General features: G+C 66.7%; 22 protein-coding genes. 14 read left to right on the top strand and 8 right to left on the bottom strand.

Annotated features, from left to right (window positions below; all coding sequences use genetic code 11):
* The first annotated feature begins 3 nt into the window (after window positions 1-3).
* From QO259_RS16215 to QO259_RS16245, 7 genes are all read left to right on the top strand, one after another.
* On the top strand, window positions 4-1647 hold the full coding sequence (locus QO259_RS16215; protein WP_285950738.1) for a (2,3-dihydroxybenzoyl)adenylate synthase: 1644 nt from the start codon (window positions 4-6) through the stop codon (window positions 1645-1647).
* Complete coding sequence (locus QO259_RS16220) at window positions 1644-2402, top strand: thioesterase II family protein (RefSeq protein WP_285950739.1); 759 nt, start codon at window positions 1644-1646, stop codon at window positions 2400-2402. Before QO259_RS16215 ends, QO259_RS16220 begins: the two co-directional genes overlap by 4 nt.
* Entirely contained in the window at window positions 2399-2722 is a 324-nt protein-coding gene (locus tag QO259_RS16225) for an isochorismate lyase (protein WP_285950740.1), read from the top strand. Before QO259_RS16220 ends, QO259_RS16225 begins: the two co-directional genes overlap by 4 nt.
* Window positions 2719-4134 carry an isochorismate synthase gene (locus QO259_RS16230; protein ID WP_285950741.1) on the top strand — a complete coding sequence of 472 codons (1416 nt, stop codon included), beginning with the start codon at window positions 2719-2721 and terminating at the stop codon, window positions 4132-4134. Before QO259_RS16225 ends, QO259_RS16230 begins: the two co-directional genes overlap by 4 nt.
* A gap of 179 nt (window positions 4135-4313) precedes the next feature.
* Window positions 4314-4925: an HAD family hydrolase gene (locus tag QO259_RS16235; RefSeq protein ID WP_285950742.1), complete on the top strand. Its 612-nt coding sequence runs from the start codon at window positions 4314-4316 to the stop codon at window positions 4923-4925.
* A gap of 154 nt (window positions 4926-5079) precedes the next feature.
* Window positions 5080-6222, top strand: coding sequence for an N-acetylmuramoyl-L-alanine amidase (locus tag QO259_RS16240; RefSeq protein WP_285950743.1), 1143 nt, complete (start codon window positions 5080-5082; stop codon window positions 6220-6222).
* Window positions 6223-6428: 206 nt separating this feature from the next.
* The gene (locus QO259_RS16245; protein WP_207033933.1) at window positions 6429-7079 is read left to right on the top strand and encodes a phosphatase PAP2 family protein; all 651 of its coding nucleotides are present in this window, start codon (window positions 6429-6431) and stop codon (window positions 7077-7079) included.
* An 80-nt stretch (window positions 7080-7159) separates the two neighbouring features.
* Here the strand turns inward: QO259_RS16245 and QO259_RS16250 are convergent, their stop codons facing one another.
* The 6 genes from QO259_RS16250 to QO259_RS16275 all read right to left on the bottom strand — a co-directional run bounded on the left by QO259_RS16250 (window position 7160) and on the right by QO259_RS16275 (window position 14444).
* Window positions 7160-8173 (bottom strand): HlyD family secretion protein, encoded by a 1014-nt coding sequence (locus QO259_RS16250; protein ID WP_285950744.1) that lies wholly within the window; start codon window positions 8171-8173, stop codon window positions 7160-7162.
* Between the two features lie 66 nt (window positions 8174-8239).
* Window positions 8240-9787 (bottom strand): MFS transporter, encoded by a 1548-nt coding sequence (locus tag QO259_RS16255; RefSeq protein WP_285950745.1) that lies wholly within the window; start codon window positions 9785-9787, stop codon window positions 8240-8242.
* Between the two features lie 163 nt (window positions 9788-9950).
* Window positions 9951-10388, bottom strand: coding sequence for a MarR family winged helix-turn-helix transcriptional regulator (locus QO259_RS16260; RefSeq protein ID WP_233076896.1), 438 nt, complete (start codon window positions 10386-10388; stop codon window positions 9951-9953).
* A gap of 201 nt (window positions 10389-10589) precedes the next feature.
* Window positions 10590-11978 carry a sodium:solute symporter family protein gene (locus tag QO259_RS16265; RefSeq protein WP_207033928.1) on the bottom strand — a complete coding sequence of 463 codons (1389 nt, stop codon included), beginning with the start codon at window positions 11976-11978 and terminating at the stop codon, window positions 10590-10592.
* 142 nt (window positions 11979-12120) lie between these two features.
* The gene (locus QO259_RS16270; RefSeq protein WP_285950746.1) at window positions 12121-13374 is read right to left on the bottom strand and encodes a metal-dependent hydrolase family protein; all 1254 of its coding nucleotides are present in this window, start codon (window positions 13372-13374) and stop codon (window positions 12121-12123) included.
* 101 nt (window positions 13375-13475) lie between these two features.
* Window positions 13476-14444: a LysR substrate-binding domain-containing protein gene (locus QO259_RS16275; RefSeq protein WP_207033924.1), complete on the bottom strand. Its 969-nt coding sequence runs from the start codon at window positions 14442-14444 to the stop codon at window positions 13476-13478.
* Between the two features lie 222 nt (window positions 14445-14666).
* Between QO259_RS16275 and QO259_RS16280 the strand changes: the two genes are divergently transcribed.
* From QO259_RS16280 to copD, 4 genes are all read left to right on the top strand, one after another.
* Complete coding sequence (locus tag QO259_RS16280; RefSeq protein WP_285950747.1) at window positions 14667-15062, top strand: DUF2946 domain-containing protein; 396 nt, start codon at window positions 14667-14669, stop codon at window positions 15060-15062.
* Window positions 15063-15301: 239 nt separating this feature from the next.
* Entirely contained in the window at window positions 15302-17353 is a 2052-nt protein-coding gene (locus QO259_RS16285; protein ID WP_285950748.1) for a TonB-dependent receptor domain-containing protein, read from the top strand.
* Between the two features lie 70 nt (window positions 17354-17423).
* Window positions 17424-17801 carry a copper homeostasis periplasmic binding protein CopC gene (copC, locus tag QO259_RS16290; protein WP_285950749.1) on the top strand — a complete coding sequence of 126 codons (378 nt, stop codon included), beginning with the start codon at window positions 17424-17426 and terminating at the stop codon, window positions 17799-17801.
* Entirely contained in the window at window positions 17798-18682 is an 885-nt protein-coding gene (gene copD, locus QO259_RS16295) for a copper homeostasis membrane protein CopD (protein ID WP_285950750.1), read from the top strand. The genes copC and copD overlap by 4 nt, the downstream gene beginning before the upstream one ends.
* Before the next feature lie 14 nt (window positions 18683-18696).
* Here copD and QO259_RS16300 read toward each other — a convergent pair whose 3' ends face one another.
* Window positions 18697-19626, bottom strand: a complete 930-nt coding sequence (locus QO259_RS16300) for a LysR family transcriptional regulator (protein WP_285950751.1) — start codon at window positions 19624-19626, stop codon at window positions 18697-18699.
* 119 nt (window positions 19627-19745) lie between these two features.
* Between QO259_RS16300 and QO259_RS16305 the strand changes: the two genes are divergently transcribed.
* The 3 genes from QO259_RS16305 (at window position 19746) to QO259_RS16315 (ending at window position 23767) form a co-directional block, all read left to right on the top strand.
* Entirely contained in the window at window positions 19746-20612 is an 867-nt protein-coding gene (locus QO259_RS16305; RefSeq protein ID WP_285950752.1) for an aldo/keto reductase family oxidoreductase, read from the top strand.
* 115 nt (window positions 20613-20727) lie between these two features.
* A complete protein-coding gene (gene folE2 / locus QO259_RS16310) occupies window positions 20728-21651 on the top strand; it encodes a GTP cyclohydrolase FolE2 (protein WP_285950753.1) in 924 nt (307 codons plus the stop codon).
* A 202-nt stretch (window positions 21652-21853) separates the two neighbouring features.
* Window positions 21854-23767, top strand: a complete 1914-nt coding sequence (locus QO259_RS16315) for an AMP-binding protein (RefSeq protein ID WP_285950754.1) — start codon at window positions 21854-21856, stop codon at window positions 23765-23767.
* 125 nt (window positions 23768-23892) lie between these two features.
* Here the strand turns inward: QO259_RS16315 and QO259_RS16320 are convergent, their stop codons facing one another.
* Window positions 23893-24993, bottom strand: coding sequence for an NADH:flavin oxidoreductase/NADH oxidase (locus QO259_RS16320; protein ID WP_285950755.1), 1101 nt, complete (start codon window positions 24991-24993; stop codon window positions 23893-23895).
* Window positions 24994-25088: the final 95 nt, after the last annotated feature.

The raw sequence follows: 25088 nt of genomic DNA on the forward strand, positions 1-25088 counted from the left end.
CGCATGACGCCCACGTCCACGCTTCCCTCATCCCTCGAGGATGCTCCCGACTGGCCAGACGACTTCGTTCGTCGCTATATCGAAGCCGGCTATTGGCAACCGACTAGCTTCGCCGAAGCCCTGGCCGCTAGGGCCACTGACCACCCGCAGCGGATCGCCCTGTGCGACACCGAACAACGCCTCACCTATGCCGACTTACTGGTTCGCTGCCGACGTCTGGCGGCGGGTCTGCGTCACATCGGTCTGGCGTGCGGCGACACGGTGGTGCTGCATCTGCCCAATAGCATCGCGTTCGTCGAAACCTGCTTCGCCCTGTTCCAGCTCGGCGTCCGTCCGGTCATGGCCCTGCCCGCCCATCGCCAGCATGAAATCGGCGGTTTCTGCCATTTTAGCGGCGCCAAGGCCTACATTGGCGCCGAGCGGATCGATGGTTTCGACCCACGGCCAATGGCCCGCGAACTGCTCGCCAGCGGCGCCTGCCAGATGGCGCTGATTCACGGCGAGGCCGAAACCCCGTTGCAACCGCTGGAGCCCCTTTACCAGGCACAAGCGCTGGAAGAATGTGCCGCGCGTGCCGGAGATATCGCCTGTTTCCAGCTTTCCGGCGGTACCACCGGTACCCCAAAGCTGATACCCCGACGCCATCGTGAGTATCTCTACAACGTGCGGGCCAGCGCCGAGCTCTGTGGCTTCGACGAACACACGGTCTACCTTACCGCCCTGCCGATGGCACACAACTTCACCCTCTGTTGCCCAGGCGTGATCGGCACCCTGCTGGCTGGCGGTCGGGTGGTGGTCAGCCAGCGCAGCGATCCCGAGTACTGCTTCGCACTGATTGCCCACGAAAGGGTCAGCCACACCGCACTGGTACCGCCACTGGCGATGCTCTGGCTGGATGCCCAGGAAAACCGACGCGCCAACCTCTGCAGCCTGCGCCTGCTCCAGGTCGGCGGCTCGAAGCTTGGCAGCAACGCGGCGCGGCGCGTCACCCCGCTGCTCGGCTGTCAGTTGCAGCAGGTGCTGGGGATGGCCGAGGGGCTGATCTGCTACACCCGCCTGGACGATCCGCCGGAGCGTGTCCTGCATACCCAGGGTCGCCCTCTGTCACCGGACGACGAGGTGCGGGTGGTCAACGCCGAAGGCCGCGAGGTCGGCCCCGGCGAGGTTGGCGAACTGCAGGTGCGCGGCCCCTACACCATCCGCGGCTACTACCGTCTGCCCGAGCACAACGCCATCACCTTCAGCGAAGACGGCTTCTACCGCACGGGCGACCGAGTCAGCCGTGACGTCGACGGCTATCTGGTGGTGGAGGGCCGTGACAAGGATCAGATCAACCGTGGCGGAGAGAAGATCGCAGCGGAGGAAGTGGAGAACCTGCTGATCGCCCATCCCCAGGTACACGATGCCGCCGTGGTGGCGATGCCAGACAGCCTCCTCGGCGAGCGCACTTGTGCCTTCGTCATCCCACGTCAGCCGGCACCTTCGACGCTGAAACTGAAGCAGTACCTGAACGGCTGCGGCCTGGCGGCATTCAAGGTGCCGGATCGCATCGAACTGATTTCGGCGTTCCCGCATACCGGCATCGGCAAGATCAGCAAGAAGGATCTGCGCGAGCACCTGCGCCGCGAGTTGGAGGAACGCTCATGAGCCCCCACTGGATCCGCCCCTGGCGCCTGACGCCGATGCCGCGCCTGCGCCTGGCCTGCTTTCCCCACGCCGGCGGCAGTGCCAGCTTCTTTCGCCACTGGAGCGACCACCTACCCGCCGATATCGACCTGATCGCCCTGCAGTACCCAGGTCGCGAAGAGCGTTTCAACCAAACACCGGCAACCCGTTTGGCCGATCTGGCCGACGGCGCCGCCGACGCGCTGCGCGAATTCGCCGACACTCCGCTGGTGCTGTTCGGCCACAGCCTCGGCGCGGCGCTGGCCTATGAGACGGCACTGCGCCTGGAAAGCGCTGGCGTAGCACTACGCCACCTGTTCGTCTCCGCCCACCCGGCACCACATCGACAACGCGGCGGAGCACTGCACAGGGGTGACGAAGCCGCGCTGCTGGCAGATATCCAGCGCCAGGGCGGTGCCAGCGAGTTGCTCGAAGATGCCAAACTGCGCGCGCTATTCCTGCCGATCCTGCGCGCCGACTACCAGGTGATCGAAACCTACCAGCGCGTGCCCCCCATTGCCTTGGACTGCTCACTCGACGTGCTCCTCGGCGAGCGTGACGAGGAGGTCAGCCGCGCCGAGGCGCACGCCTGGGAAGATGCCAGCCGGCAACCGGTGGCGCTGCGGCGTTTCCCCGGCGGCCACTTCTATCTGACCGAAATGCGCGACGCGGTGATCGAGCATCTGCTGCATCGCCTCGCTCATCCTTCCCACCGTTCCCGGGAGATTGCCCGATGAAAACCCCAGATCCGATGAAAATCCCAGAAGCGTGCTCCAGCCTGGCGGATATCCGCGATGCCATCGATCGAATCGACCATGAGATCATCGAGGCACTCGGCCGGCGCATGGACTATGTCAAGGCCGCCTCGCGCTTCAAGGAGAGCGAATCGGCGATACCAGCGCCCGAGCGCGTCGCGGCGATGCTCCCGCAACGCGCCGCCTGGGCGCGGGAGCATGGTCTCGATGCTGACTTCATCGAGAACCTGTTCGTTCAGGTCATCCACTGGTACATCGATCAGCAAATCGACTACTGGCGCCAGACCCGAGGTCGCGCATGAACCGGGCAGCGCTGCCGAGCCGGTATCTGGCGCGCCTGCATGACACCCTCGCACGTGCCATCGAGCAGGCGGAAAAGCTGGCGCATCCGGTGCTGGCGGCGATCTCGTTCGACATCGATCCGATCGATCCGCTCCAGGTCTTGGGTGCCTGGGAAGACCAGCGAACGCCCTACCTGTATTGGGAACAGCACGAGCTGACGTTCTTTGCCTGGGGCTGTGCCCTGGAATTGAACGGCCACGATGAGAAACGCTTCACTCAGGTCGAGGAGAACTGGCGTCTGCTCCGTGCCGATGCTGTCGTCGCCGGCCCGCTGGCGCCACGCCTTTGCGGCGGCTTCCGCTTCGATACGTACGGCCAGCGCGAAGCGCACTGGCAGGCCTTTGCCGATGCCAGCCTAATGCTCGCCAACGTCACGGTGATACGCCAGAACCAGCAGCATCATGTGCTCTGCCAGCATCTGGCCAAGCCCGGCGAGGACGCTCTCGCCCTGGCCACTGACTATGACGCCGCACTGCGGCATCTATGTCGACCCGCCAAGCCTCGGGCACTACCGCCACGCAGCGAGCGGCAGGAGAGCCACTCGACACTGACGCGTCGACAGTGGGAGGGCAAGGTGGCGGAAGCCGTGCAGAACATTCGCCAGGGATGCTTTGGCAAGGTCGTTCTGGCGCGCACCCAGACTCAGGCACTTGGCGACGTCGCCCCCTGGCAGATCATCGAGCAGCTGCGTCTGCGCCACGACGATGCCCAGCTATTCGCCTGCCGCCGCGGTGACGCCTGTTTCATAGGCGCCTCGCCGGAGCGCCTGGTCAAGGTCGACGCTGGCGAGGTGATCACACATGCCCTGGCCGGAACCATCAGCCGTAGCGGCGACGCCCAGGAAGATACTCGGCTCGGCCAGTCCCTGCTCGACAGTGCCAAGGACAGACACGAGCATCGACTGGTGGTGGAGGCGATTCGCGCAGCACTGGCGCCACTCAGCGAAGCGCTTGAGATCCCCGCTGTACCCAACCTGAAACGTTTGGCACGCATTCAGCATCTCGATACCCCCATCCGCGCCCGCCTCCTCGAGGGCTACGGGATCCTGGACCTGCTAGAGGCGCTACATCCGACCCCAGCGGTGGGAGGCTACCCGCGCATCGCGGCGCTGGGCTGCATACGCCAGCTCGAGGGTATGGATCGCGGATGGTACGCAGCACCTCTCGGTTGGCTCGATGGAGAGGGCAACGGCGATTTCCTGGTGGCGCTGCGCTCGGCCTTGCTCGTTCGCGGACAGGCATACCTGTTTGCAGGTTGCGGTCTGGTGGACGACTCGGAGCCATCCCATGAATATCACGAGACATGCCTGAAGCTGAGCGCCATGCAGGAGGCACTCACCGCAGCCATCGGACAGAGAGAGGCATTGTCCTAGTGAGACGCCGGCCATAGCGCAGTCGCGCCCCCTTGGCGCCACTAGCAGCAGGAAGCCCGCCCCACCTCCCAAGAAACGGCATCGATCATGGGTATCCAACGTCGGCTAGATACATCATCACGTCGCATAGCCTCATCGATCATGGCAGGATGCCAGGCATATCCCGCGAGGAGCGCCCCATGACGTCCCACCCCCTGCAACACCGCCACCACTGGGTCTTCGACATGGACGGCACGCTCACCGTCGGCGTGCACGACTTCCCGGCGATCCGGCGCGAGCTGGAAATCCCAGCGGAGGCGGATCTGCTCCACCACCTGGAGACGCTGCCCGCGGCCGAGCGCGATGCCAAGCACGCCTGGCTGCTGGAGCACGAGCGTGCGCTGGCACTCGCGGCCACCGCGGCGAGTGGCGCGGTCGAGCTGATTCTGACCCTGGCCCAGCGCGGCTGCCGGCTGGGCATACTGACACGCAACGCCAAGGAGCTGGCGCACATCACGCTGGAGGCGATCGGCCTGGCGGACTGCTTCGCCCACGCTGACGTGCTCGGCCGCGACGAAGCACCGCCCAAGCCTCACCCCGGCGGGCTGCAGCACTTCGCCAGCCGCTGGGCGCGGGCGCCGGATGAGCTGGTGATGGTCGGCGACAGCCCCATGGACATGGCCTGCGGCCGCGCTGCGGGCACGACCACGGTGCTCGTCAACGTCCCCGATAACCCCTGCCCCGAAGCGGTGGACTGGCACTTTCCGGACTGCCATGCGCTGCTATCAAAAGTGACACCGGCTGACCGTTAGGCAATCACGGCGCGTCACAGCCCGCGAGATATCTTCCGCCGAGGGATCGTTTACGCCCGGCGTCGGTCATAGTCATGCCGATCTCTGGCCATAAACATTATGTTATAACGTCCGTTTCGTTATCCATCGTCACCCATTTTCACGAGTCACCGTCATGGATAGAAGACGCTTCATCACCACGCTTCTGGCCACCTGTCTCCTGCCCAGCACCCGGGCGCTGGCCGCCAACCCGCTCACCCCCTTCACCCTGCAGGAAGACGACGACAGTGCCAGCTTCGTCATCGAGCTCGAGGGCAGCCACGAACACAAGGTGTTCACCCTGGATAACCCGCCGCGGGTGGTCATCGATCTGCCACAGGTGTCGCGCATTGCACCGTCGAAGGCCCCGCGCCAGCACGCCGGCATCGTCAAGGACGTGCGCACCGGGCGTCACGGCGACGGCATTCGTATCGTACTCGACCTGAAACGGCTCAAGCAGCCCAGGACCCAGGTGCGCCAGCTGGATGCCCACCGTGCCCAGCTGATCGTCAGCATCAACGATCCCGATCCGCTGATGGCGGCGGTCACCGCCGAGGCCGAGTCCCACCGCCAGCCGCGCAAGGCGATCATCGAGATCGATGCCGGCCACGGCGGCAAGGACCCCGGCTGCGTCAGCGCCGACGACCACTACGAGAAGTATGTCGCCCTGGGCGTGGCCGACGCACTCAAGACGCGGCTCCACGCGGACCCACGCTTCGAGCCGTCGCTGACCCGAGACAGCGACATCTTCATTCCGCTGCATCAGCGCGTGCTGATGGCCCGCGACCACCACGCCGACCTGTTCATCTCGATCCATGCCGATGCCGCGCCCACCCCGTCGGCGTCGGGGGCCTCGGTCTATATCCTCTCCGAGCACGGCGCCAGTTCGGCGATGGCACGCTGGCTGGCGGAGAGCCAGAACGCCGCCGACCGCTACGACTCGACCCGCGACAGCAACATCTATTCGGACGACCCCGACGTGCAGTCAGTGCTGATCGACCTGTCGATGCGCGGGACCGACGTCGCCAGCCAGAAACTGGCCAAGACCACGCTCGGCCATCTCGGCGAGGTGACCCACCTGCATCAGCACCGGGTCAATAAGGCGGCATTCGCGGTGCTCAAGTCGCCGGATATCCCCTCGATGCTGGTGGAGACCGGGTTCATGTCCAACCGCGCCGACTGCAAGCGCCTGCTGGTCAAGTCGCACCAGCAGGCGCTGGCCGAGGCACTGCACCAGAGCGTGGCCGACTTCTTCGAGGCCAACCCGTTGCCGGCGTGAAGCGCTCGCCACGCCTGGCGCTGCCAGCACCACCCGGCCACACCGTCAGCGACGGCGTGGCCGCCCTAAGCTCTTGTTAAGCGAGCCGGCGTAGAACACAGACGGTCACCCCGTTGCCAGACGCCGACAGCGCCAGGCGGCGGCTGACAAAAAGATGACCGTTTCGTTACCAATCCCTGCGCACCGCCCGCCGTCGCGGCGCTAGCATGGCGATCTGGTTTTTCCCGCACGCCGCTCGAGGACGCCCCCGTACCGCCATCATGGAAGCGCTCAACCTTCGCCTGTTCGACTGGCTCAACGCCCCCGCCCACGCCTCGCGGCTGACCCTGGATCTCGCCTACGCGCTGGCCATCTACGCCATCTACCTGGTGCCGCTGTTGATGATCGTCGGCTGGCTGCAGCGCGACCCGGCCCGCCAGCGCCTGGCGCTGCGCGGCCTGGTGGCCTGCGTCGCTGCGCTCGGCGTCAACAGCGTGATCGGGCTTACGTGGAGCCATCCGCGCCCGTTCATGCTGCCGGTGGGGCACACTTACCTGAGCCACGCCGCCGACAGCTCCTTCCCCAGCGACCACATGACGGTGATCACCGCCGCCGCGGTGACCCTGCTGCTGTCGCGGGAGCTGCGCCCGCTGGGGGTGATCTTCGCCGCCATCGGCCTGGGCATCGCCTGGTCGCGGGTCTATCTGGGGGTGCACTTCCCCCTGGACATGCTGGGGGCGCTGCTCATCTCCGGCTCGGTGGCCCTGCTCGCCGCGCGCTGCGAGGCCTACTACATGCCCGCGCTGCACCGGCTGGCCCGAGGCATTCACCGGCGGCTGCTGGCGCCGCTGATCGCCCGCGGCTGGCTGCCGCGCTAGCGGTGTGAGTCGAACGCCGAGATCCGGCCGGTGCTGGTCTGAATCTAGGCGCTGATGTGAATCTAGGCGCTGGTCTGAACCTAGGTACTGGTGTGGATCGTCGTCTCGACAGACAGGCCGACCGCGAGCCGATCGAGCCCGGGTTGATCGGGATCGAGCGTGATGCGAACAGGCAGTCGTTGGACGATCTTGGTGAAGTTGCCCGACACGTCGTTGCTCGACACGGGTGAAAAGGTCGTGCCGGTTGCCGGGGCCAGACTCTTCACGTGACCATGCAGATCGAGGTCCGGATAGGCGTCTACGGAGAGGCTCACTGGCTGTCCTGGCTTCACATGAGTGATGTCGACTTCGCGATAGTAGGCGGTGACGTAGATGGCGTGGACCGGCACGATAGCCAACTGCGCTGCGCCCGCCTCGGCCCAGGCCCCTACCCGAGCGGACTGCGCAGCGACGATCCCGTCGATGGGAGCCTCGATTCGCGTGTGCGACAGGTCCAATTTCGCTTGCCGACGTTGCGCCTTGGCCTGCGCCAACGCCGCCTCGGCGCCTTTCCGCTGTGCTTGGAGCACCTCGGTCTGCTGGCGCACACTCTCCAGCGTCGCCTGGTCCGCCTGTCGCTGCGCCTCCCGCGCGCGTGCATTGACACTGGCCTGCTGCGCATTCTGCTCCGACACATTGCCGTTGTGGCGCAGGCGATCGTAGCGCTCGGCGTCGGCCCGCGCGTAGTCGGCGTTGGCATCGTCCTGGCGTACGGTTGCCTCGGCGTGACGAATCTGCGCCGGCTGCTGGGCGAGCTGCGCTTCGATCTCCGCCAGATTGGCCTCGGCAGCCGCTACCATGCCCTCGGCACGCTCGACCGCCACCTGATAGTCACGGGGGTCAATGTCGAGCAGCGGGTCGCCTCGCCCGACGCGATCGTGGTCCTCGATGTGTACCTTGACCAGGTCTCCCGATACACGCGGCGAGATCACCGTATAGTCGGCATCGAACTTGGCGTCATTGGTCCAGACATCGGCGTCACCCCCAAAGTCGCCGTAAGCCAGGCTCGCAGCGACAACGACCGCGGCCACGACGGTCGTCAAGGCGATGATCAAGGGTTTACGCGAGTGTGTCTGGGAGTGCTCTGGGGAAGTCGGCTTCATGGCGATCGCTAGGGTTGCCTACAGGGGTTTGGGTCGGTGAAAGCGAGGGGCGTAAGTGCGCTTCGGTAGCAGGCAGAACGGCACCATGATCAGCGCCATCACCGCCAAGGCACGCCAGATATCGGCATACGCCAGAACCTCGGCATGACGTGAAACCTGCTCGTGGAGGTGACTCAGCGCTTCGCTCGAGTGCTGGCTCGGTGCCCACTGTAAGGCCTCGGCGTCGTGCCCCGAGAGCGCCGCCGCCTGTGCCAACGAGAAGCGCATGGCTCCGATCCGATCGAGCAGCGCGTGCGCGTGGTGGTCAGCGGCCACCACCAGCCAATGGCCCAGAATACCGCCGGCGATCGGACTCGCCAGCGCGCGGGCGGTGTTGATCGTGGCCGATCCGAACGGACCCTCCATGGGATCGACCACCGCCGTCGCCGTCATCAATAGCCCCACCACGACCATCGACTGGCCGCAGGCGAAAATCACCTGAGAGAGATAGAACTGCTCGCGTGCCCATGCGACGCCGACGTCACCGTTCATCCAACTCGCCCAGGCCATCAGCACCAGGCCCGATGCCATGACCCAGCGACAGTCGACGCGCTCGACGTTCAGCACGAGCGCGCTCAGCGGCAGCATCAGTAGTGGGGGCAGCGCCAGCGCCAGCGCGACTGGCAGGCTCTGCAGCGGGCGATAGCCCTGCACCTCGGCGAGGAACTCACCCGGCAGGGAGGCCGCCGAGGCGCCGAGCGCAATGACACCGACCAGCATGAAGATACCGAAGCCGAAGTTGATCCGTTTGACCAGCTGTGGCCGCACGAATGGCACCGGCGCGACCCAGCAGCGCAGGACGAACAGCGGCAGCAGCGTCACCGCCGCCAGCGCCAACCAGCGCACCAGTGAAGCGTGGAACCAGTCGAGTCGCTCCCCCTGGGTAAACAGGATCACCACGCTGGCGCATAACCCCCAACCCAGGAGCAGTCCCAGCCAGTCGAACTGCCGCCAGCGCCCCGTCGGTCGAGGATCCTGCGGGAGCCCGTAGAGCATCATCGACGCTGCCACCAGGCACAGCGGCACCGCCGCCCAGAAAACGAAATCGATGCCCAGCCCATGGTTGGCCCAGATCACCACCGGGCTGGCGATGTTAGGCGCGAATGTCGCGGTCAACCCGTAGGCGGCGAGGCCGAAAAGCTTGGTGGAAGGTGTCAGGAAGCGCAGGGCCACCGCCATCAGCAGCGGAATCAGAAATCCGTTGCTGAGTCCCTGGACCCAGCGTAGCGCCAGCAATAGAGAGCGGGACTCGGTCACCGTGCAGCAGAGCCCCAGCAGCGCCAATGACACCGCCGCCAGCGCCGCGAAGCGACGCATGGAATAGGTCACCGCGAGCCACGGTGCGACCAGCATGCCCATCGCCACACCGGTCGCGTAGAGCGTGGTGAACCAGCTGCCCTGATCGACGCTGAAGCCGTAGGCGCCGCGAATATCGGCCAGCGCCAGCGAGGCCGCCTCCTGATTGATATCGGCGGCAATGCAGGCGAGCAGCATGCCGATCATTCCGACGATCAAACGCGAGGACATGGCAAAACCCTGGATCACGGCGAGTGGGAATAGGCGACGAGCGACACGGGTGTCGCGCAGGAAACTATCGCCAAAAGTTGACTTTGTCAACTTTAAACGACAGGCCGATCTTGCCCTGACTCCAGCGCCTCGGGCTGACCTCGAACCAAACACGCCAGCGATCTCACTCGATGGGAGGCGCCTCGACGATGTTATTCATGGCCCGCTTCATCAACTGCTCGAAGGTTCGCCTTTCGGCCGTCGAGAATTCCGCCAGGGTCGTTGCCGTCAGCTCTTCGCGAATGCGCTCCAATCGCTCGAAGATGACCTGCCCTTCCGCCGTCAGGGCAACCTGGGTGATTCGGCGCGGCGTCGAGTCACCGCAGCGTCGAATCAGACCTTCACGCTCGAGCGCCTTGAACGCTCTCGCCACTTGCCCTTTGTCCCAGCCCTGCTTTTGCATGAGCGACTGCTGATGCTGCTCGGGATAGCGACCGACCACCGAAAGCACGCGTAGTTGAAAAGGGGGATGCGTCAGACCATCGCGCTGGGCGAGTTCACTGAGACGCGCGCGGCAGGCGACGCTCAATGCCGCCATCGTATCGATGATTTTCTGTTGCAAGGAAAGCGGACTCCACGTGGGCTAGCGGCGAATGACAGGGGATTCCTGTTGCCATCCCATTATGTCCCATGGCGCCGATCCCGCCGAATCGAGTTCACCGCCACGTCGCCTCGATCGTCCAACGTCTCTTGCCGTCCACGGAACGCAGCACGCCCGCTCTCGCTAGCCGAGAACGGGCGTCTGGATACGCGTCCCGGTCCCTCAGGCGGCGCTAGAGACCGCCGCCGGGCGTCGCCCGGCGAGACTCACCGCGATCAGCGTCAACGCCGCCAGCGGCATCGCCACCAGCACGCTGTTCCAGCCCATCGGCTTGCCCAGCGCGATCTCCCATACCAGCGTCATCCCGCCACCCACGAGCATTGCCGCAAGCGCCCCGGCCGGGGTCGCCCGCGGCCACAGCAGCGCGGCCAGGAACACCGGCGTGATCGCCGCGCCGTACATGCCGTAGGAGTACATCTGCATCGCCAGCACGCTGGGGAAGAAGGCGCCCAGCACCCAGGCCAGCAGGCCGAGCAGCACCACCGCCAGGCGGTTGAGCAGCAGCGCCTTGCCCGCCGGCACCTGGATCTTGAACAGCCCGCCGACGATATCCTGGGTCAGGCTGGCCGAGGCCGAGAGCAGATACGAGTTGCCGGTGGTCAGCAGCAGCGCCACGATCGAGGCCAGCAGCAGGCCGCCGATCACACTGGGGACACCCTGCTGGGCCAGCGTCATCATCGCGGTCGAAGGGGTGATATCGGGATACATCACCCGCGTGGCGCATACCAGCAGCGTGATCAGCGACGTGCAGACGATGGAAGCCAGGACCAGACCCAGCGCGGCCTTCTTGGCGGTCTGGGGGTCGCGCGCCGCGGCGAAGCGCTGGAACAGGTTCTGATCGCCAAGGATGAGCAGGAACAGCGGCAGAAAGTAACCCAGTGCCTGCCACGGCGAGAGCCCGCCGAGCAGCGTCTGGTGGGTCGCCGGCAGCGCCTCCATCATGCCGTCGAGGCCGCCCAGCCGGGTCAGCACCAGCGGCAGCGCGATCAGCATGCTACCGAAGATGATCACCGCGCTCAGATAGTCGGTATAAGCCACCGAGACCAGCCCGCCCATGGTCGCCAGGCCGATCATCACCAGCGCCGCGATCACCACGCCCTGCCACACCGGCAGGCCGAAGACGAGATTGAGCGCCTGCCCCGCGCCGGTGAACTGATACGACACGATGCCGACATAAGCGAGCAGGATGATCAGCGAGGCGATCGAGCGCGCCACCGGGCCGAAGCGCGCCTCGATCAGCGCCGGGATGGTGGTGGCGCGCGAGCGGCGCATCTTGCGTGCCAGCAGGAAGTAGACCACCAGCGCGGCGATCGGCGTGCCGGCGAAGAAGAAGATCGCCGCCCCCGGGCCGTGCTGGAACACAAAGCTCGCGCCGCCGACGATCGAGCCGGAACCGACGAAGGTCGCCAACAGCGTCGCGGTGAGTACCAGGGTCGAGAGCGAGCGTCCGGCCACGATGAAGTCGGTATCGTCGTGGACCTTGCGCCGTGAGAAGTAGAGCCCCACGACGACCATCAGCAGCAGATAGGCAATGACGAAGAGTGCATGCATGGTGCAGGCCTCCGGTTGTGGTTGTTATGAATCGTGGTTGTTATGAATCGTGGTTGTTATGGATCGCGGTTGTTATCGACGGTGGTGGTTGTCCAGCGCGAGCCGGTCGCGGCCGTGGGTGGCGCCCACGGCCGCGCCGGGCTCAACGGCTCAGGCGCTCCTTGATCACACGCCCGCCCTGCATGATCAGCGCCAGATGATCGCCCTGGCCGGTCAGCAGCCGCATTTCCTCCAGCGGATTGCCGTCGACCACGATCAGGTCGGCATAGGCCCCCGGCGCGATACAGCCGACCTCGCCCTCCATGCGCAGCAGCTTGGCCGCGGTGGCGGTGGCGCTGCGGATCACCTCGTGGGGCGGCAGCACCTGGGCGCGGATCACGAACTCGTCGGACTGGTGCGGATGCATCTCGCCGAGCAGGTCGGTGCCGTAGGCCATCTCCAGGCCTGCCTCGCGCATGGTCACCAGACTCTCCAGCCCGGCCAGGCGTACGTCGTCGATCTTGGCCACCGACTCCGGCTTGAGCCCGTACTCGGCACCCTCGAGCTTGAGCCGTTCGTAGGTCACCAGGGTGGGACACGCCATCGCCCCGCGCTCGGCGGCAAAGCGCGCGGTCTCCGCGGTGATCAGATTGCAGTGTTCGAGCGAGCGCACCCCCGCTTCGACCGCGCGCCGGATCGCCTCGTCGGTGTAGAGATGGGCACTGACGTAGGCCTGGGCGTTGCTCGCCTCCTCGACGATGGTCTCGAGCTCGGCGCGCGAGAAGCTGAGAAAATCGATCGGGTCGCTGGGCGAAGAGACACCACCGTTGGCCATCACCTTGATGAACTGGGCGCCGCCCTTGATCTCCTGACGCACCGCGCGACGCACCGCCTCGACGCCGTCGCAGATACGCCCCATCGAGCCCAGCCGGCGGGTCTGGTACTGATCGTCGCGCTCATCGAAAAAGCCGCGGTAGTCGTTGTGGCCACCGGTCTGCGACAGCGCCTTGCCGCAGATCACCAGTCTGGGGCCGACGAAGTAGCCCTCCGCCACCGCCTGCTGGATGGCGCGGTCGGCGCCGCCGACGTCGCGCACCGTGGTGAAACCGCGCTCGAGCATGCCTTTCAGGATCGGCGTGGCGCGCGCCGCGACCAGCGCATCGGGCAGCAGCGCATTGGCACCGAGATCGGCGGTGGTGGCGATCACGTGCACATGGCAGTCGATCAGCCCCGGCATCAGGGTGCGCCCGCCGAGATCGATCACCTCGGCGTGGGGGGCCTCGATCGCTGTCTCGGCGACCTGGACGATGCGGTCACCCTCGATCAGCACCTGGAGGCCGTCGCGCGGTTCGGCGGCGCTGCCGTCGACCAGGCGGAAGTTCTTGAGCAGGCGGGCGGGGGGCGTGCGTTCGGTCATGATTGGGCTCTTGTGGGGACGGGAACGTCTCGAGCCTAATCAGCGCGGGAAGAGCCTGAAAAGCGACAAAAACGCATGTCAGCATGCGGCCAGCGCATCGTTCAGCCCGCGCCGCGACCGCCCGCCGGGCCCGCGGCCAGCGGTTCGTTGGGCGCCATCTCCAGCAGCCAGCGCTTGAAGCAGCGAGTGGCGTAGTTCTCGCGGCGCTCCTCCGGGGTGATCAGGAAATAGCCGCCACCGTGGCTGGCCCAGTGGTCGGAAGCCCATACCAGGCGCCCGCGGCGAATCTGGCTGTCGATCACATGCCGCCAACCGAGCACGATGCCCTGCTCCAGACTCGCCATCTCTACCAGCGTCGGATAGTGGTTGCACACCAGGGTGTTGGCCAGCGCCGGGCTGGCCAGGCGGTGGTAGCGAAACCAGTCGTGCCAGGAGATCCACAGGCTCTGGGCATCCTCGAGCATCAGCAGCGTCTCGTGCTGCAGCTGCGCCGGGCTCAGGCGTTCGCCCTCGCCCAGCCCGTGGCGCTCGCGGCAAGTGGCGAGATAGCCCGGCGCGCAGGCGGTATAGACCTGCTCGGGGATCACGAAGGTAGTGTCGAACCCCGGCAGCGCAGGGTTCTTCAGGTAGTAGAGCCCGATATCGAACTCGAACGAAGAGAGCGAGGTGACGCCGTCGCGCACGATCAGGCGCAGCTTGATGTCGGGGTGGGCGCGCCGGAACAGACTCAGCCGCGGCGCCATCCAGAACTGCGCCACGCCGGCGGTGCAGGCGAGCGTGAGCTCGTTCTCGCCGGTGCTCTTCATCACTTCGGCGGTGGCCTGGACGCAGTCGTCGAGAATCGCCCGCACCTGCAGCGCATAGGCCTCGCCGGCCCGGGTCAGGGTCAGCCGCCGCTGCTCGCGCACGAACAGCTTGCGCCCCAGAAACTGCTCGAGATGGACCACCTGGCGGCTCACCGCGCTCTGCGACAGATTGAGCTCGCCCGCGGCGCGGGTAAAGCTCATGTGGCGCACCGCTGACTCGAAGGCGACCAGCGAGTTGAGCGGCGGCAGGGGGGACATGCGCATGGGAAGCTCCGGCAAGGCGACGAAGAGAGAGCCAGGATACGTGATCCCGCCGCCGCGAACGCCCCTCGCGGATCACGGGGCGTGGATGGCACCGAGCAGGACGTCCGTGGTGCGACAATCCACCTCATCCCCCGGCGAGTCGCCGCGGAACTTTTTGGTTACCATCCGAGACGTGTGGGTAACACATGACTTTTCCTGCCCACCGCCATCGCGTGGATGACGATGATCCGACTCACTCGAACCCGCAGCACCTACCGTCGCCTGGCCGCCAGTCTGGCGCTGTTGGCGATGATGATGCTGTTCCTGGGGCCGCTGATCTCGCAGATCCAGGCGTCGGAGTCGTCTCATTCGTCGATGCGAATGGCGGCGATGCCCGGCATGTCGATGGCGTCCATGCACGCCCGCGATACAACGGAGCGCGCCGTCTTCGCCTGGCACGATCAGTGCGGCTACTGCTCGCTGTGGCAGCACTTCCCCACCGCCCATAGCGACGTTCCCGCCGTTGTCCGCAGCGTCCTCAAGCCCGCCGGTGGTCGTTTCGAATCGCCGCGCCCCGCGGCCTCGAGTGACCACCTGTGGTTCGAAGGCCGCCCCCGCGCCCCACCCGCGTTCTCCTGATTCGCACTCTCATCCTGTTCATCCGGCTTCCGCTTCCGGCGGTGGTGCTGCCCGCCCGTGCGGCCGGATCACACTCGAAACGCATTCAAGGGAACTTCATGTCCACCACTGCACACGGCCCCCGCTGGGGTGCCGCACAGACAGCCGCGCCTGGCCGCAGCCTTCCCCCGCACCAAGCGTTGGCAGCCGCGGTCACGTTGGCGAGCGCCGCGTTCGCCACGCCGAGCCTGGCGCAGACGATGAGCCACGACCATGACGATCACGTCGCGAGCCATCACGACACCCTGGTCGTGACCGCCGTCCCGCTCAGCTCGCCGATCACGGTAGAGACGGACCCACGCCAACCTCGCCAACCCATGCCGGCGAGCGATGGCGCCGACTATCTGAAGACCATTCCGGGCTTCGCCTCGATTCGTAACGGCGGCACCAATGGTGACCCGGTGTTTCGGGGGATGTTCGGCTCGCGGATCAAGATCCTGACCGATGGCAGTGAGATGCTCGGCGCCTGCCCGTTTCGCATGGATGCCCCCACCTCCTATATCTCCCCGGAGGCCTACGACAGCCTGGTCGTGACCAAGGGGCCGCAGTCGGTGCTATGGGGGCCCGGTGCCTCAGCCGCTACCGTGCGCTTCGACCGCGGGCCCGAGTCGTTCGACGCCCCCGGCACGCGGGTCGATGGCAGCGTGATGCTGGGCACCTATGGCCGCTTCGATCGACGCATCGACGCCGCCGCGGGTAACGAAGCGGGCTACGTTCGCCTGATCGGCAACGAATCGGAAGCCAACGACTACAAGGATGGCAACGGCGATACGGTGCCGTCGAAATGGGACAAGTGGAATGGCGATATCGCCCTCGGTCTGACGCCGGACGACGACACCTGGCTGGAGGTCACCGCCGGTCGTGGCAATGGCGAGGCGCGCTACGCCGGGCGTGGCATGGACGGCAGTCGATTCCTGCGGGAGACGGCAGGCGTTCGCTTTGAAAAGCGCAATATCAGTGAACACTGGCGCAAACTCGAACTGCAGGCGAATTACGCCTACGCCGACCACATCATGGACAACTTCACGCTGCGCGATCCTTCAGGCGGCATGGACATGGGTGGCGGCGGCATGGACATGGGTGGCGGCGGCATGGACATGGGTGGCGGCGGCATGGACATGGGCGGCGACAGCATGGACATGGGTGGCGGCGGCATGGACATGGGCGGCGACAGCATGGACATGAGCGACGGCATGGCGATGCGGCTGGATCGCCGCACGCGCAGCACCCGCGTCGCCTCGACCTGGGAGTGGAGCGACTTCAGCTGGATCGCCGGGGTCGACGCCCAGCAGCAGATTCATCGCAATCGCGACGGCGACCACTGGGACAGCGACTACGAACAGATCCAGTACGGCCTGTTCAACCAGCTGACCTGGTACGCCAGCGACCGCGACCGGGTCATCGGCGGCGCACGTCTGGATCGCTACCACGTCGACGACCATAACGACGATACCGCCACCGCGGGCGATACCCGGCGCACGACGCTGCCCAGCAGCTTCGTGCGCTACGAGCAGGATCTCGCCTCGGCGCCGGTCACCTGGTACGCCGGCGTGGGTCACGTGCAGCGCTTCCCGGATTACTGGGAACTCAAGCCCGGGCTCGACGGCCCCGACGGCAGCCCGAACGCCTTCGCCGGCGTGAAACCGGAGAAGACCACGCAGCTCGACGTCGGCGCCCAATACCGTGGCGAACGCACCCGCGCCTGGGTCTCCGGCTATCTTGGCTATGTAGAGGATTTCATCCTCTTCGACTACGACGGGGCCAACACCCAGGTCCGCAACGTCGACGCCAACATTGCCGGGGCGGAACTCGGCGCCGCCTACGACTTCAGCGACAACTGGACCGGCGAAGCGAGCCTGGCCTATGCCTGGGGCCGCAATGCGACCGATGACCAGCCGTTGCCGCAGATTCCCCCGCTGGAGTCGCGCTTCAGCCTCACCTACGAGCGCGATGACTACTCGGTCGGCGCCCTCTGGCGGCTGGTCGCGCCCCAGCATCGGATCGCGCTGAACCAGGGCAATGTCGTCGGCCAGGATCTCGGTGACTCGGCAGGTTTCGGCGTCTTCTCGCTCAATGGCGCCTACCGTTTCAACCCCAACTTCACCCTCAGCAGCGGTATCGACAACGTCTTCGACAACACCTACAGCGAACACCTCAACCTCGCGGGCAACGCCGGTTTCGGGTATCCGGGTAACACTCGGGTCAACGATCCGGGCCGGATGGTCTGGGCCAAGCTAGATTTTCATTTCTGAGGCGGCTTCATCGCCACTCGACATACCACCAGCCGCCCCAGACGGGGCGGCCACTCTAGGAAACCGACCCATGAAACGTCATATGAATCTACGCCAGTCACTCTCCCTGATCGCGACCCTGGGGGCACTTGCCTTCAGCCATCAAGCGCTCGCGCATGCGCATCTCGAGGCCGCGACCCCCGCCGAGGGCGCGGATGTCACGGCGCCGGAGCGCCTGGCGCTCACCTTCACCGAGGGCCTGGAGCTGGCTTTCAGCGGTCTCGAATTGAACGGCAGCGATGGCTCTGCCATCGAGCTGGGCAAGGCCACCCTGGCAGACGATGGCACGACCCTGACCGCCCCGGTCGAGACCACGCTCGAGCCCGGCCGTTACCAGGTCACATGGCATGTCCTCTCCGTCGATGGTCACAAGACCGAGGGCGATTACGCGTTCAGCGTGACACCGTGACCGAACCCGGCACTGCGCTGGTGATGAGCCGCTTCGCGTTCGACGCGGCGGCTCTATTTCTGTGGGGGTCCAGCGCCTATCTGTTGTCGATGCCTCCCTCCGAGCTGCGCGACTGGCTCTGGCAACGCTTGAGTGGCGCACGCTGGTGCGCCATCGGCACGGCCACGGTCGTGACGCTCGCCAGCCTGCCGCTGCGTACCGCCGAGCTGTCGGGCGGCTGGTCCGCGATGCGAGATACGGCACTGCTGGCGCGGGTCGCCACGCAAACCACCCTCGGCAGCGCCTGGCTCTGCCAGATGATCGCGGTGGCGCTGCTGCTCGCCACCTCGCTACCGCCTCGCCGCTGCCGCGCGCCGGCGGTGGCATTGAGCAGTGCGCTGATGCTGGGCAGCCTGACGCTATCGGGGCACGCGGCGATGCACGCCGGCGCGCTCGGCTGGCTGCACCAGGGCAATGACTGGCTGCATCTGCTGGCCGGCGGTTTCTGGTTCGGCGCGTTACTGCCGGTCTTGCTGCTGCTGGGCCAGCTTGGCACTCGCGGCGCCCAGAGGCCCGCCGCCCTGGCGCTGACCCGATTCTCGCAGTGGGGGCACGTCGCGGTGGCCGTGGTCCTGCTGTCGGGGGCGGTGAATACCGGGCTGATCGTCGGTGACTGGCCCGACGACTGGTCGATGACCTACCCACGACTGCTGGGCATCAAGGTGGCCCTGGTCCTCGTCATGGTGCTGGTGGCGCTCTACAACCGCTATCGCCTGGTCCCTCGGCTCGCCGCCACGCCCGGCGCACTGATCCGGCTGAAGCGTGCCACCCTGCTCGAACTGACCCTGGCGACGGCGGTCATTGCCCTGGTGGCGGCCTTCGGCATGATGCAGCCCCGCTGAGGCGACGAAGCGGCTCAGGAGAGTCGAGCCCGCCGCCGGGGGAGCGAGTCTTGATCGCGAATGAAGTCGATGAAGGCGCGCAGGGGGGCAGGTACCAGCCGGCGATCCGAGTAGTAGAGATAAGGGCCGGGGAAGCGTAGCCACCAGGGCTCGAGAACCGCGACCAGCTCACCGCTGGCCAGGTACGGTTGGAGCCACTGCTCGAACAGCATGATCAGGCCGACGCCTTGCAACGCCGCCTCGACGCCAAGATCCACACCGCCGCCGATGCTGATCGTCAAAGGGCCGGTGGGCTCGATGCGAATCGCCTCCTCGCCGCGCTCGAACTCCCATGCCGGCCGGTTGCCGTTGGTGAAACGGCCACGGATACAGGCATGCTGCAGCAGCTCGCGGGGATGCGTGGGGGTGCCATGACGCGCCAGGTAATCGGGCGAGGCGACCAGCGCAAAACGCTGCTCGCGCGGGCCGATGGGCACGGCGATCATGTCCTGCTCGAGCAGTTCGTCGTAGCGGATGCCGGCATCGAAGCCCGCCGCCAGTGTATCCGTCGCCGCACTGTCGGCGGTGACCTCCACGCGGATCTCCGGGTAGGCCTTGAGGAAATCGGGCAGGATCGATGGCAGGATCAGCCGCGCCGCACTGACCGGGACATTGAGGCGTAGCGTGCCGGCGGGGCGATCCCGAAAGCCGTTGATCGCATCCAGCGCGTTTTCGACCTCCTCGACCGCTGGCGCCAGCCGCGCGACCAGGGCAGCGCCGGCCTCGGTCAGCGTCACCGCCCGCGTGGTGCGATGAAACAGCCGAATGCCCAGCGCCGTCTCGGCACGCCGCACCGCATCGCTCAAGCGCGACGCACTGCTACCGCTCAGCCGCGCCGCTTCCCGAAACCCCTTGGCTCTGGCCACGGCCAGCACGACCTGAAGATCACCGAGATCGGCACTCATTGTGCATTTCTCCGCACACCTTGTATGGATTGAGGACAATAGTCGCACAGCACTGACGCGCCTACCATGAGGGGACATCGGGGCATCTGACGCCCCGACCTCGACACAGGAGTGAACGCATGTCCTTCATCGACAAGGCTGGCACCTACACACTCGGCAACCGACGGGTCAAACGACTGGGCTATGGGGCGATGCAGCTCGCCGGCCCCGGCGTGTTCGGTCCGCCCAAGGATCCGGCGCGGGCGTTGCAGGTCCTCGAGGCGGCCATCGCCGCCGGTATCGACCACATCGATACCTCGGATTTCTACGGCCCGCACATCACCAATCAGCTCATCAAGCAGGCATTGCACCCCTATCCGAGCGATCTCTGCCTCGTCACCAAGGTCAGTGCCCGGCGCGATGACACCGGCGCCTGGCTGCCCGCCCTCTCGCCCGCCGAGCTGACCCAGGCTGTGGAAGACAACCTGCGCAATCTGGGGCTCGAGCAGATGGAGGTCGTCAACCTGCGCAGCATGCTGGATGTGCATGGGCCGGCGGAGGGCTCACTGGAGGCCCCGCTGACGACACTGGCGGAACTTCGCGAGCGCGGCCTGATCAAGCATATCGGCCTGAGCAACGTCACGCCGACCCAGGTGGCCGACGGACAGAAGATCGTGCCCATCGTCTGCGTGCAGAACCAGTTCAACCTGGCCAACCGCGCCGACGATGCGCTGATCGATCAGCTGGCCGCGGAGGGCATTCCCTACGTGCCGTTCTTCCCGCTGGGCGGATTCACCCCACTCCAGTCGCAGACGCTCACCGAGGTCGCGGCGACGCTCGACGCCACCCCGATGCAGGTAGCTCTGGCCTGGCTGCTGGCTCGCTCACCCAACATCCTGCTGATTCCCGGGACTTCGTCTCCTGATCATCTGCAGCAGAATATCCAGGCGGCAGCGCTGGAGATTCCCGCGGCGCAGATGGCACGGCTGGACCGTATCGGCGACTGATTCATCGGTTCGCCCGTGAGACCCTCCCGGCGGCGTCACGCGGTGACCGAAGGGTGTACCCATCGACTCGAATGATATGTTATAAAATAACATTTTCAACCGTCGACGAGCACTCATGAACCTCTCCGTACCGCCGCTACCGGATGTCGCCGCTGGGCGCGAACCGGAACCGTCCCAGAGCGCGCCATACCGAGCCCTGCAACGTGTCGGCATGCAGGGCATCGCCACCCGCCTGCAGTGGGCGGACGGCGCTCGGCTGCCGGCCACCGCCGATGTCAGTGTCGATCTCGCGATGGGCCAGCGCGGCATCCATATGTCGCGCCTCTATCGCCTGCTCGACCGTCTGGACGAATCGCCGGTGACACCGGCGCGGCTTAATGCCCTCGGCCACGCCCTGCTGGATAGCCAGGACGACACCAGCCAGCGCCTCTCTCTGACCCTGCGCTTCGCCCTGCCGCTGCGCCGCCGCGCCCTGCTCAGCGACGCCAGCGGCTGGCGCCACTATCCGCTCACGCTGGCCCTCGAAGGCAGCCGCGAGGGCCTGACCCAGACCCTGACCCTCGAACTCGACTACTCATCCACCTGCCCCTGCTCGACCGCGCTGGCCCGCCACGCCATGGCCCGCGACTGGCGCCACTGGGCCGACGAGCAGAACACCGCGAACCTCAGCGCCGAGGCAGTGGCCGAGTGGATCGAGCACGGCGGCAGCTTCCCCACGCCCCACAGTCAGCGCAGCCGGGCGGTGATCGCGCTGCGTCTGAAGGCGGATGCCGCCTACGCCCCGGTCACGCGCATCGACGCCTTCGAACAGACCCTGCAGACGCCGGTGCAGACCCTGGTCAAGCGTGTCGATGAGCAGGCCTTCGCCGAACGCAACGGCGCCAATCTGATGTTCTGCGAGGACGCCGCGCGGCGGCTAGCGGCGGCGTGCGAGGCGCAAGCCGGCATCGCCGGCTATCGTATCGACATCACCCACGCCGAGAGCCTGCACGCCCACGACGCCGTGGCCCGGGCCGAACGCGACTTCGCGGTGCGCTGAGCCGCGCCGCCAGCGTGCCCTACTCGACCCTCGCCCGCGTCCATTCGTCGAAGCTAGCCGATGGTCTGACGGCCGCCGCCGCGCCACCCCCATAGAGTATGAGCAGACACAGCGGCTGCGCGCCGCCAGTGCCACCGGCCGGCGCCCTGAGGCAAACTCCGGGCAGCCGCGAACCAGGGAAACGCTCAATGGGAGGGGGTTCATGAGTCGTTATCAGGACGAGTACCGGGCCTCTCTCGATGACCCGGAAGCCTTCTGGATGCGCCAGGCTCGGCGCATCCCCTGGTTCACCCCGCCGACCCGGGCGCTCGAGGTCGATGCCAGCGGCCATGCGCGCTGGTTCGGCGATGGCGAGCTCAACCTGTGCCATGCTGCCCTCGACCATCATATCGAGCAGGGCCACGGCGAGCGCATCGCGCTCTACTGGGACTCACCACTCAGCGGCCAGCAGCGCCGCTACACCTACCGCGAGCTGCGCGACGCCACCGCCCGCTGCGCCGGCGCCCTGCGCGGGCTGGGTGTGGCGCCGGGTGAGCGCGTGGTGATCTACATGCCGATGGTGCCGGAGGCGCTGATCGCGATGCTCGCCTGCGCGCGTCTCGGCGCCATCCACTCGGTGGTGTTCGGCGGCTTCGCCGCGCGCGAGCTGGCGGCGCGGATCGAGGACGCCAAGCCCAAGGTGCTGGTGGCTGCCTCGTGTGGGCTCGAACCTGGCCGCGTGGTGCCCTATCAGCCGATCGTGCGCGAGGCGCTGTCGCGCAGCGCGCATGCGGTGGCGCACTGCGTCTATCTGCAGCGCGACGCGTGCCGCGCCGAGTTCGGCCCCGGCGAGAGCGATTGGGAGACACTCATGGCCGCGGCCGAGCCCGCCGCCTGCGTTGCGGTCAAGGCCACCGATCCGCTCTATATCCTCTATACCTCCGGCACCACCGGCCGCCCCAAGGGCGTGGTACGCGATACCGGCGGCTACGCCGTGGCGCTGCACTACTCGATGGAGGCGATCTACGACATCGCCCCGGGCGAGGTGTTCTTCTCCGCCTCCGACGTGGGCTGGGTAGTGGGTCACTCCTACATCGTCTACGGCCCGCTGCTGCGCGGCGCCAGCACGGTGGTCTACGAAGGCAAGCCGGTGCGCACCCCGGACGCCGGCGCCTTCTGGCGGGTGATCGAGGCGTACCGGGTGAAGAGCTTCTTCACCGCGCCGACCGCCTTCCGCGCGATCAAGAAGGAGGACCCAGAGGCGCGGCTGAAGGAGGGTTACGATCTCTCCAGCCTGCGCTCGCTGTTCCTGGCCGGAGAACGTCTCGACCCACCCACCTACCACTGGCTCAAGGCGCATCTCGACGTGCCCGTCGTCGACCACTGGTGGCAGACCGAAACCGGCTGGGCGATCGCCGCCGATCCGCTGGGGCTCGACCCCGTGCCCACCCGCGCCGGCTCCGCGACCTTCCCGGTTCCGGGCTACGACGTGCGCATTCTCGACCGCCACGGCGAGGAAGTGGGTGCACTGACCGAAGGTAGCGTGGTGATCAAGCAGCCGCTGCCGCCGGGCTGCCTGGCCGGTATCTGGGGCGATCCCGAGCGCCTGCACAGCGCCTATCTGGCCACCTACCCGGGCTACTACCTGACCGGCGACGGCGGCTATATCGACGACGAGGGCTACCTGTTCGTGATGGGACGCACCGACGACGTGATCAACGTCGCCGGTCATAGGCTATCCACCGGCGAGATGGAGGAAGTGCTGGGGTCTCATCCCGCGGTGGCCGAATGCGCGGTGATCGGCGCCCAGGACGCACTCAAGGGTCAGCGGCCGGTGGGGCTGGTGATCCCCAAGGATGGCTTCGACGGCGACGAGACGCGGCTAGCCGAGGAGCTGATCGCGCTGGTGCGCGAACGGATCGGCCCGGTGGCGAGCTTCAAGCAGGTGCGGGTGGTGGCACGCCTGCCCAAGACCCGCTCGGGCAAGATCCTGCGCCGCGCGCTGCGCCAGATCGCCGATGGCGAGCGCTTCGACGTGCCCGCCACCATCGACGACCCGACCAGCCTGGAGGATGCCCGCGAGGCAATCGCCAGCCTGCGTGAGGAGGCACCCAAGGAGGCGGACGACAACCGCTGAACGGGCGCCACCAAGCATCTAGCTCGGTGCGCCCGCCCCGTGATTTGCACCGCCCGGCGTGACCTGCACTATCGCCAAAAGCCCTGGCCCAATAGCCCTGGTCAGATAGCCCTGGCCGAACAGTCCTAGCCAAATAGCCCCTTGAGGGTATGCGGCTGGCTGCGTAGATACTGCTTGGGCGCGTGCACGCTGGCCCCCAGCTTGGCCGCGGCGTGCCACGGCCAGCGCGGATCGAAGAGCATCCCGCGGGCCAGCGCCACGGCGTCGGCGTCACCGCTGAAGACGATCCCCTCGGCCTGCTCCGGTTCGGTGATCAGACCGACCGCGATCACCGGCATGGCGACTTCCTGCTTCATGCGCCGGGCGAACGGCACCTGGTAGCTGGGGCCGACATCGAGCGTCTGGCGCGGGTCGAGCCCACCGCCGGAGCAGTCGATGAAGCTGCAGCCGCGGGCCTCCAGCGCCTGAGCCAGGGCCACGCTCTGCGCCAGGTCCCAGCCGCCTCCGACCCAGTCGCTGCCGGAAATCCGAATGCCCACCGGCTTCTCCGCCGGGAACACCCCACGCACCGCCTCGAAGATCTCGAGTATCAGGCGCATGCGGTTCTCCAGGCTGCCGCCGTAGGCGTCATCGCGCTGGTTGGAGAGCGGCGAGAGGAACTGGTGCAGCAGATAGCCGTGGGCCGCGTGCAGCTCGATCAGGTCGAAGCCCAGGCGTGCAGCACGCTGCGCCGCGGCCACGAAATCCGCCTTGAGCGCGTCGATATCGTCGAGCGTCATCGCCTGCGGCGGGCGCTGATCGTCCTGATAGGGCGTGGCAGAGGGCGCCAGGGTCTCCCAGCCACCGTCTTCGAGCCCCAACTGCTTGCCGCCCTCCCAGGGGGCCTGGCAGGAGGCCTTGCGCCCGGCGTGGCCGAGCTGAATGCCGATGGGCATCGGCGAGTGAGCGCGTACCGAGGCGAGCGTACGCGCCATCGCCTGCTCGTTGGCGTCGGAGTAGAGCCCCACGTCACCCGGGGTGATACGCCCTGCCGCGGCCACCGCCGAGGCTTCGATGATCAAGAGGCCGGCGCCGGAGAGCGCCAGCTGGCCCAGGTGGATCGTATGCCAATCGGTCATGCTCCCCTCGCCGTCGGCCGAGTACTGGCACATCGGCGAGATCACGATACGGTTGGGCAGGGTCAGCCCGCCGATTGCCAGCGGGGAAAAGAGTTGCGGAGATGCCATCGGGTCGCGGCTCCTGTTGCGAAAGGGAATGGCACAAAATGTAGCTGGCTAATAATTGCAGTGCAATGTCGCCACCGCAGATGCTTTCCGTGCGG

Source organism: Salinicola sp. JS01, from assembly GCF_030284585.1.
Taxonomy (GTDB): Bacteria; Pseudomonadota; Gammaproteobacteria; order Pseudomonadales; family Halomonadaceae; genus Salinicola.

Coding starts and splice junctions, on each gene's coding strand:
- QO259_RS16215 (WP_285950738.1), top strand. CDS start 4: ATGACGCCCACGTCCACGCTTCCCTCATCCCTCGAGGATGCTCCCGAC.
- QO259_RS16220 (WP_285950739.1), top strand. CDS start 1,644: ATGAGCCCCCACTGGATCCGCCCCTGGCGCCTGACGCCGATGCCGCGC.
- QO259_RS16225 (WP_285950740.1), top strand. CDS start 2,399: ATGAAAACCCCAGATCCGATGAAAATCCCAGAAGCGTGCTCCAGCCTG.
- QO259_RS16230 (WP_285950741.1), top strand. CDS start 2,719: ATGAACCGGGCAGCGCTGCCGAGCCGGTATCTGGCGCGCCTGCATGAC.
- QO259_RS16235 (WP_285950742.1), top strand. CDS start 4,314: ATGACGTCCCACCCCCTGCAACACCGCCACCACTGGGTCTTCGACATG.
- QO259_RS16240 (WP_285950743.1), top strand. CDS start 5,080: ATGGATAGAAGACGCTTCATCACCACGCTTCTGGCCACCTGTCTCCTG.
- QO259_RS16245 (WP_207033933.1), top strand. CDS start 6,429: ATGGCGATCTGGTTTTTCCCGCACGCCGCTCGAGGACGCCCCCGTACC.
- QO259_RS16255 (WP_285950745.1), bottom strand. CDS start 9,787: ATGTCCTCGCGTTTGATCGTCGGAATGATCGGCATGCTGCTCGCCTGC.
- QO259_RS16265 (WP_207033928.1), bottom strand. CDS start 11,978: ATGCATGCACTCTTCGTCATTGCCTATCTGCTGCTGATGGTCGTCGTG.
- QO259_RS16270 (WP_285950746.1), bottom strand. CDS start 13,374: ATGACCGAACGCACGCCCCCCGCCCGCCTGCTCAAGAACTTCCGCCTG.
- QO259_RS16275 (WP_207033924.1), bottom strand. CDS start 14,444: ATGCGCATGTCCCCCCTGCCGCCGCTCAACTCGCTGGTCGCCTTCGAG.
- QO259_RS16280 (WP_285950747.1), top strand. CDS start 14,667: ATGATCCGACTCACTCGAACCCGCAGCACCTACCGTCGCCTGGCCGCC.
- QO259_RS16285 (WP_285950748.1), top strand. CDS start 15,302: ATGAGCCACGACCATGACGATCACGTCGCGAGCCATCACGACACCCTG.
- copC (WP_285950749.1), top strand. CDS start 17,424: ATGAAACGTCATATGAATCTACGCCAGTCACTCTCCCTGATCGCGACC.
- QO259_RS16300 (WP_285950751.1), bottom strand. CDS start 19,626: ATGAGTGCCGATCTCGGTGATCTTCAGGTCGTGCTGGCCGTGGCCAGA.
- QO259_RS16305 (WP_285950752.1), top strand. CDS start 19,746: ATGTCCTTCATCGACAAGGCTGGCACCTACACACTCGGCAACCGACGG.
- folE2 (WP_285950753.1), top strand. CDS start 20,728: ATGAACCTCTCCGTACCGCCGCTACCGGATGTCGCCGCTGGGCGCGAA.
- QO259_RS16315 (WP_285950754.1), top strand. CDS start 21,854: ATGAGTCGTTATCAGGACGAGTACCGGGCCTCTCTCGATGACCCGGAA.
- QO259_RS16320 (WP_285950755.1), bottom strand. CDS start 24,993: ATGGCATCTCCGCAACTCTTTTCCCCGCTGGCAATCGGCGGGCTGACC.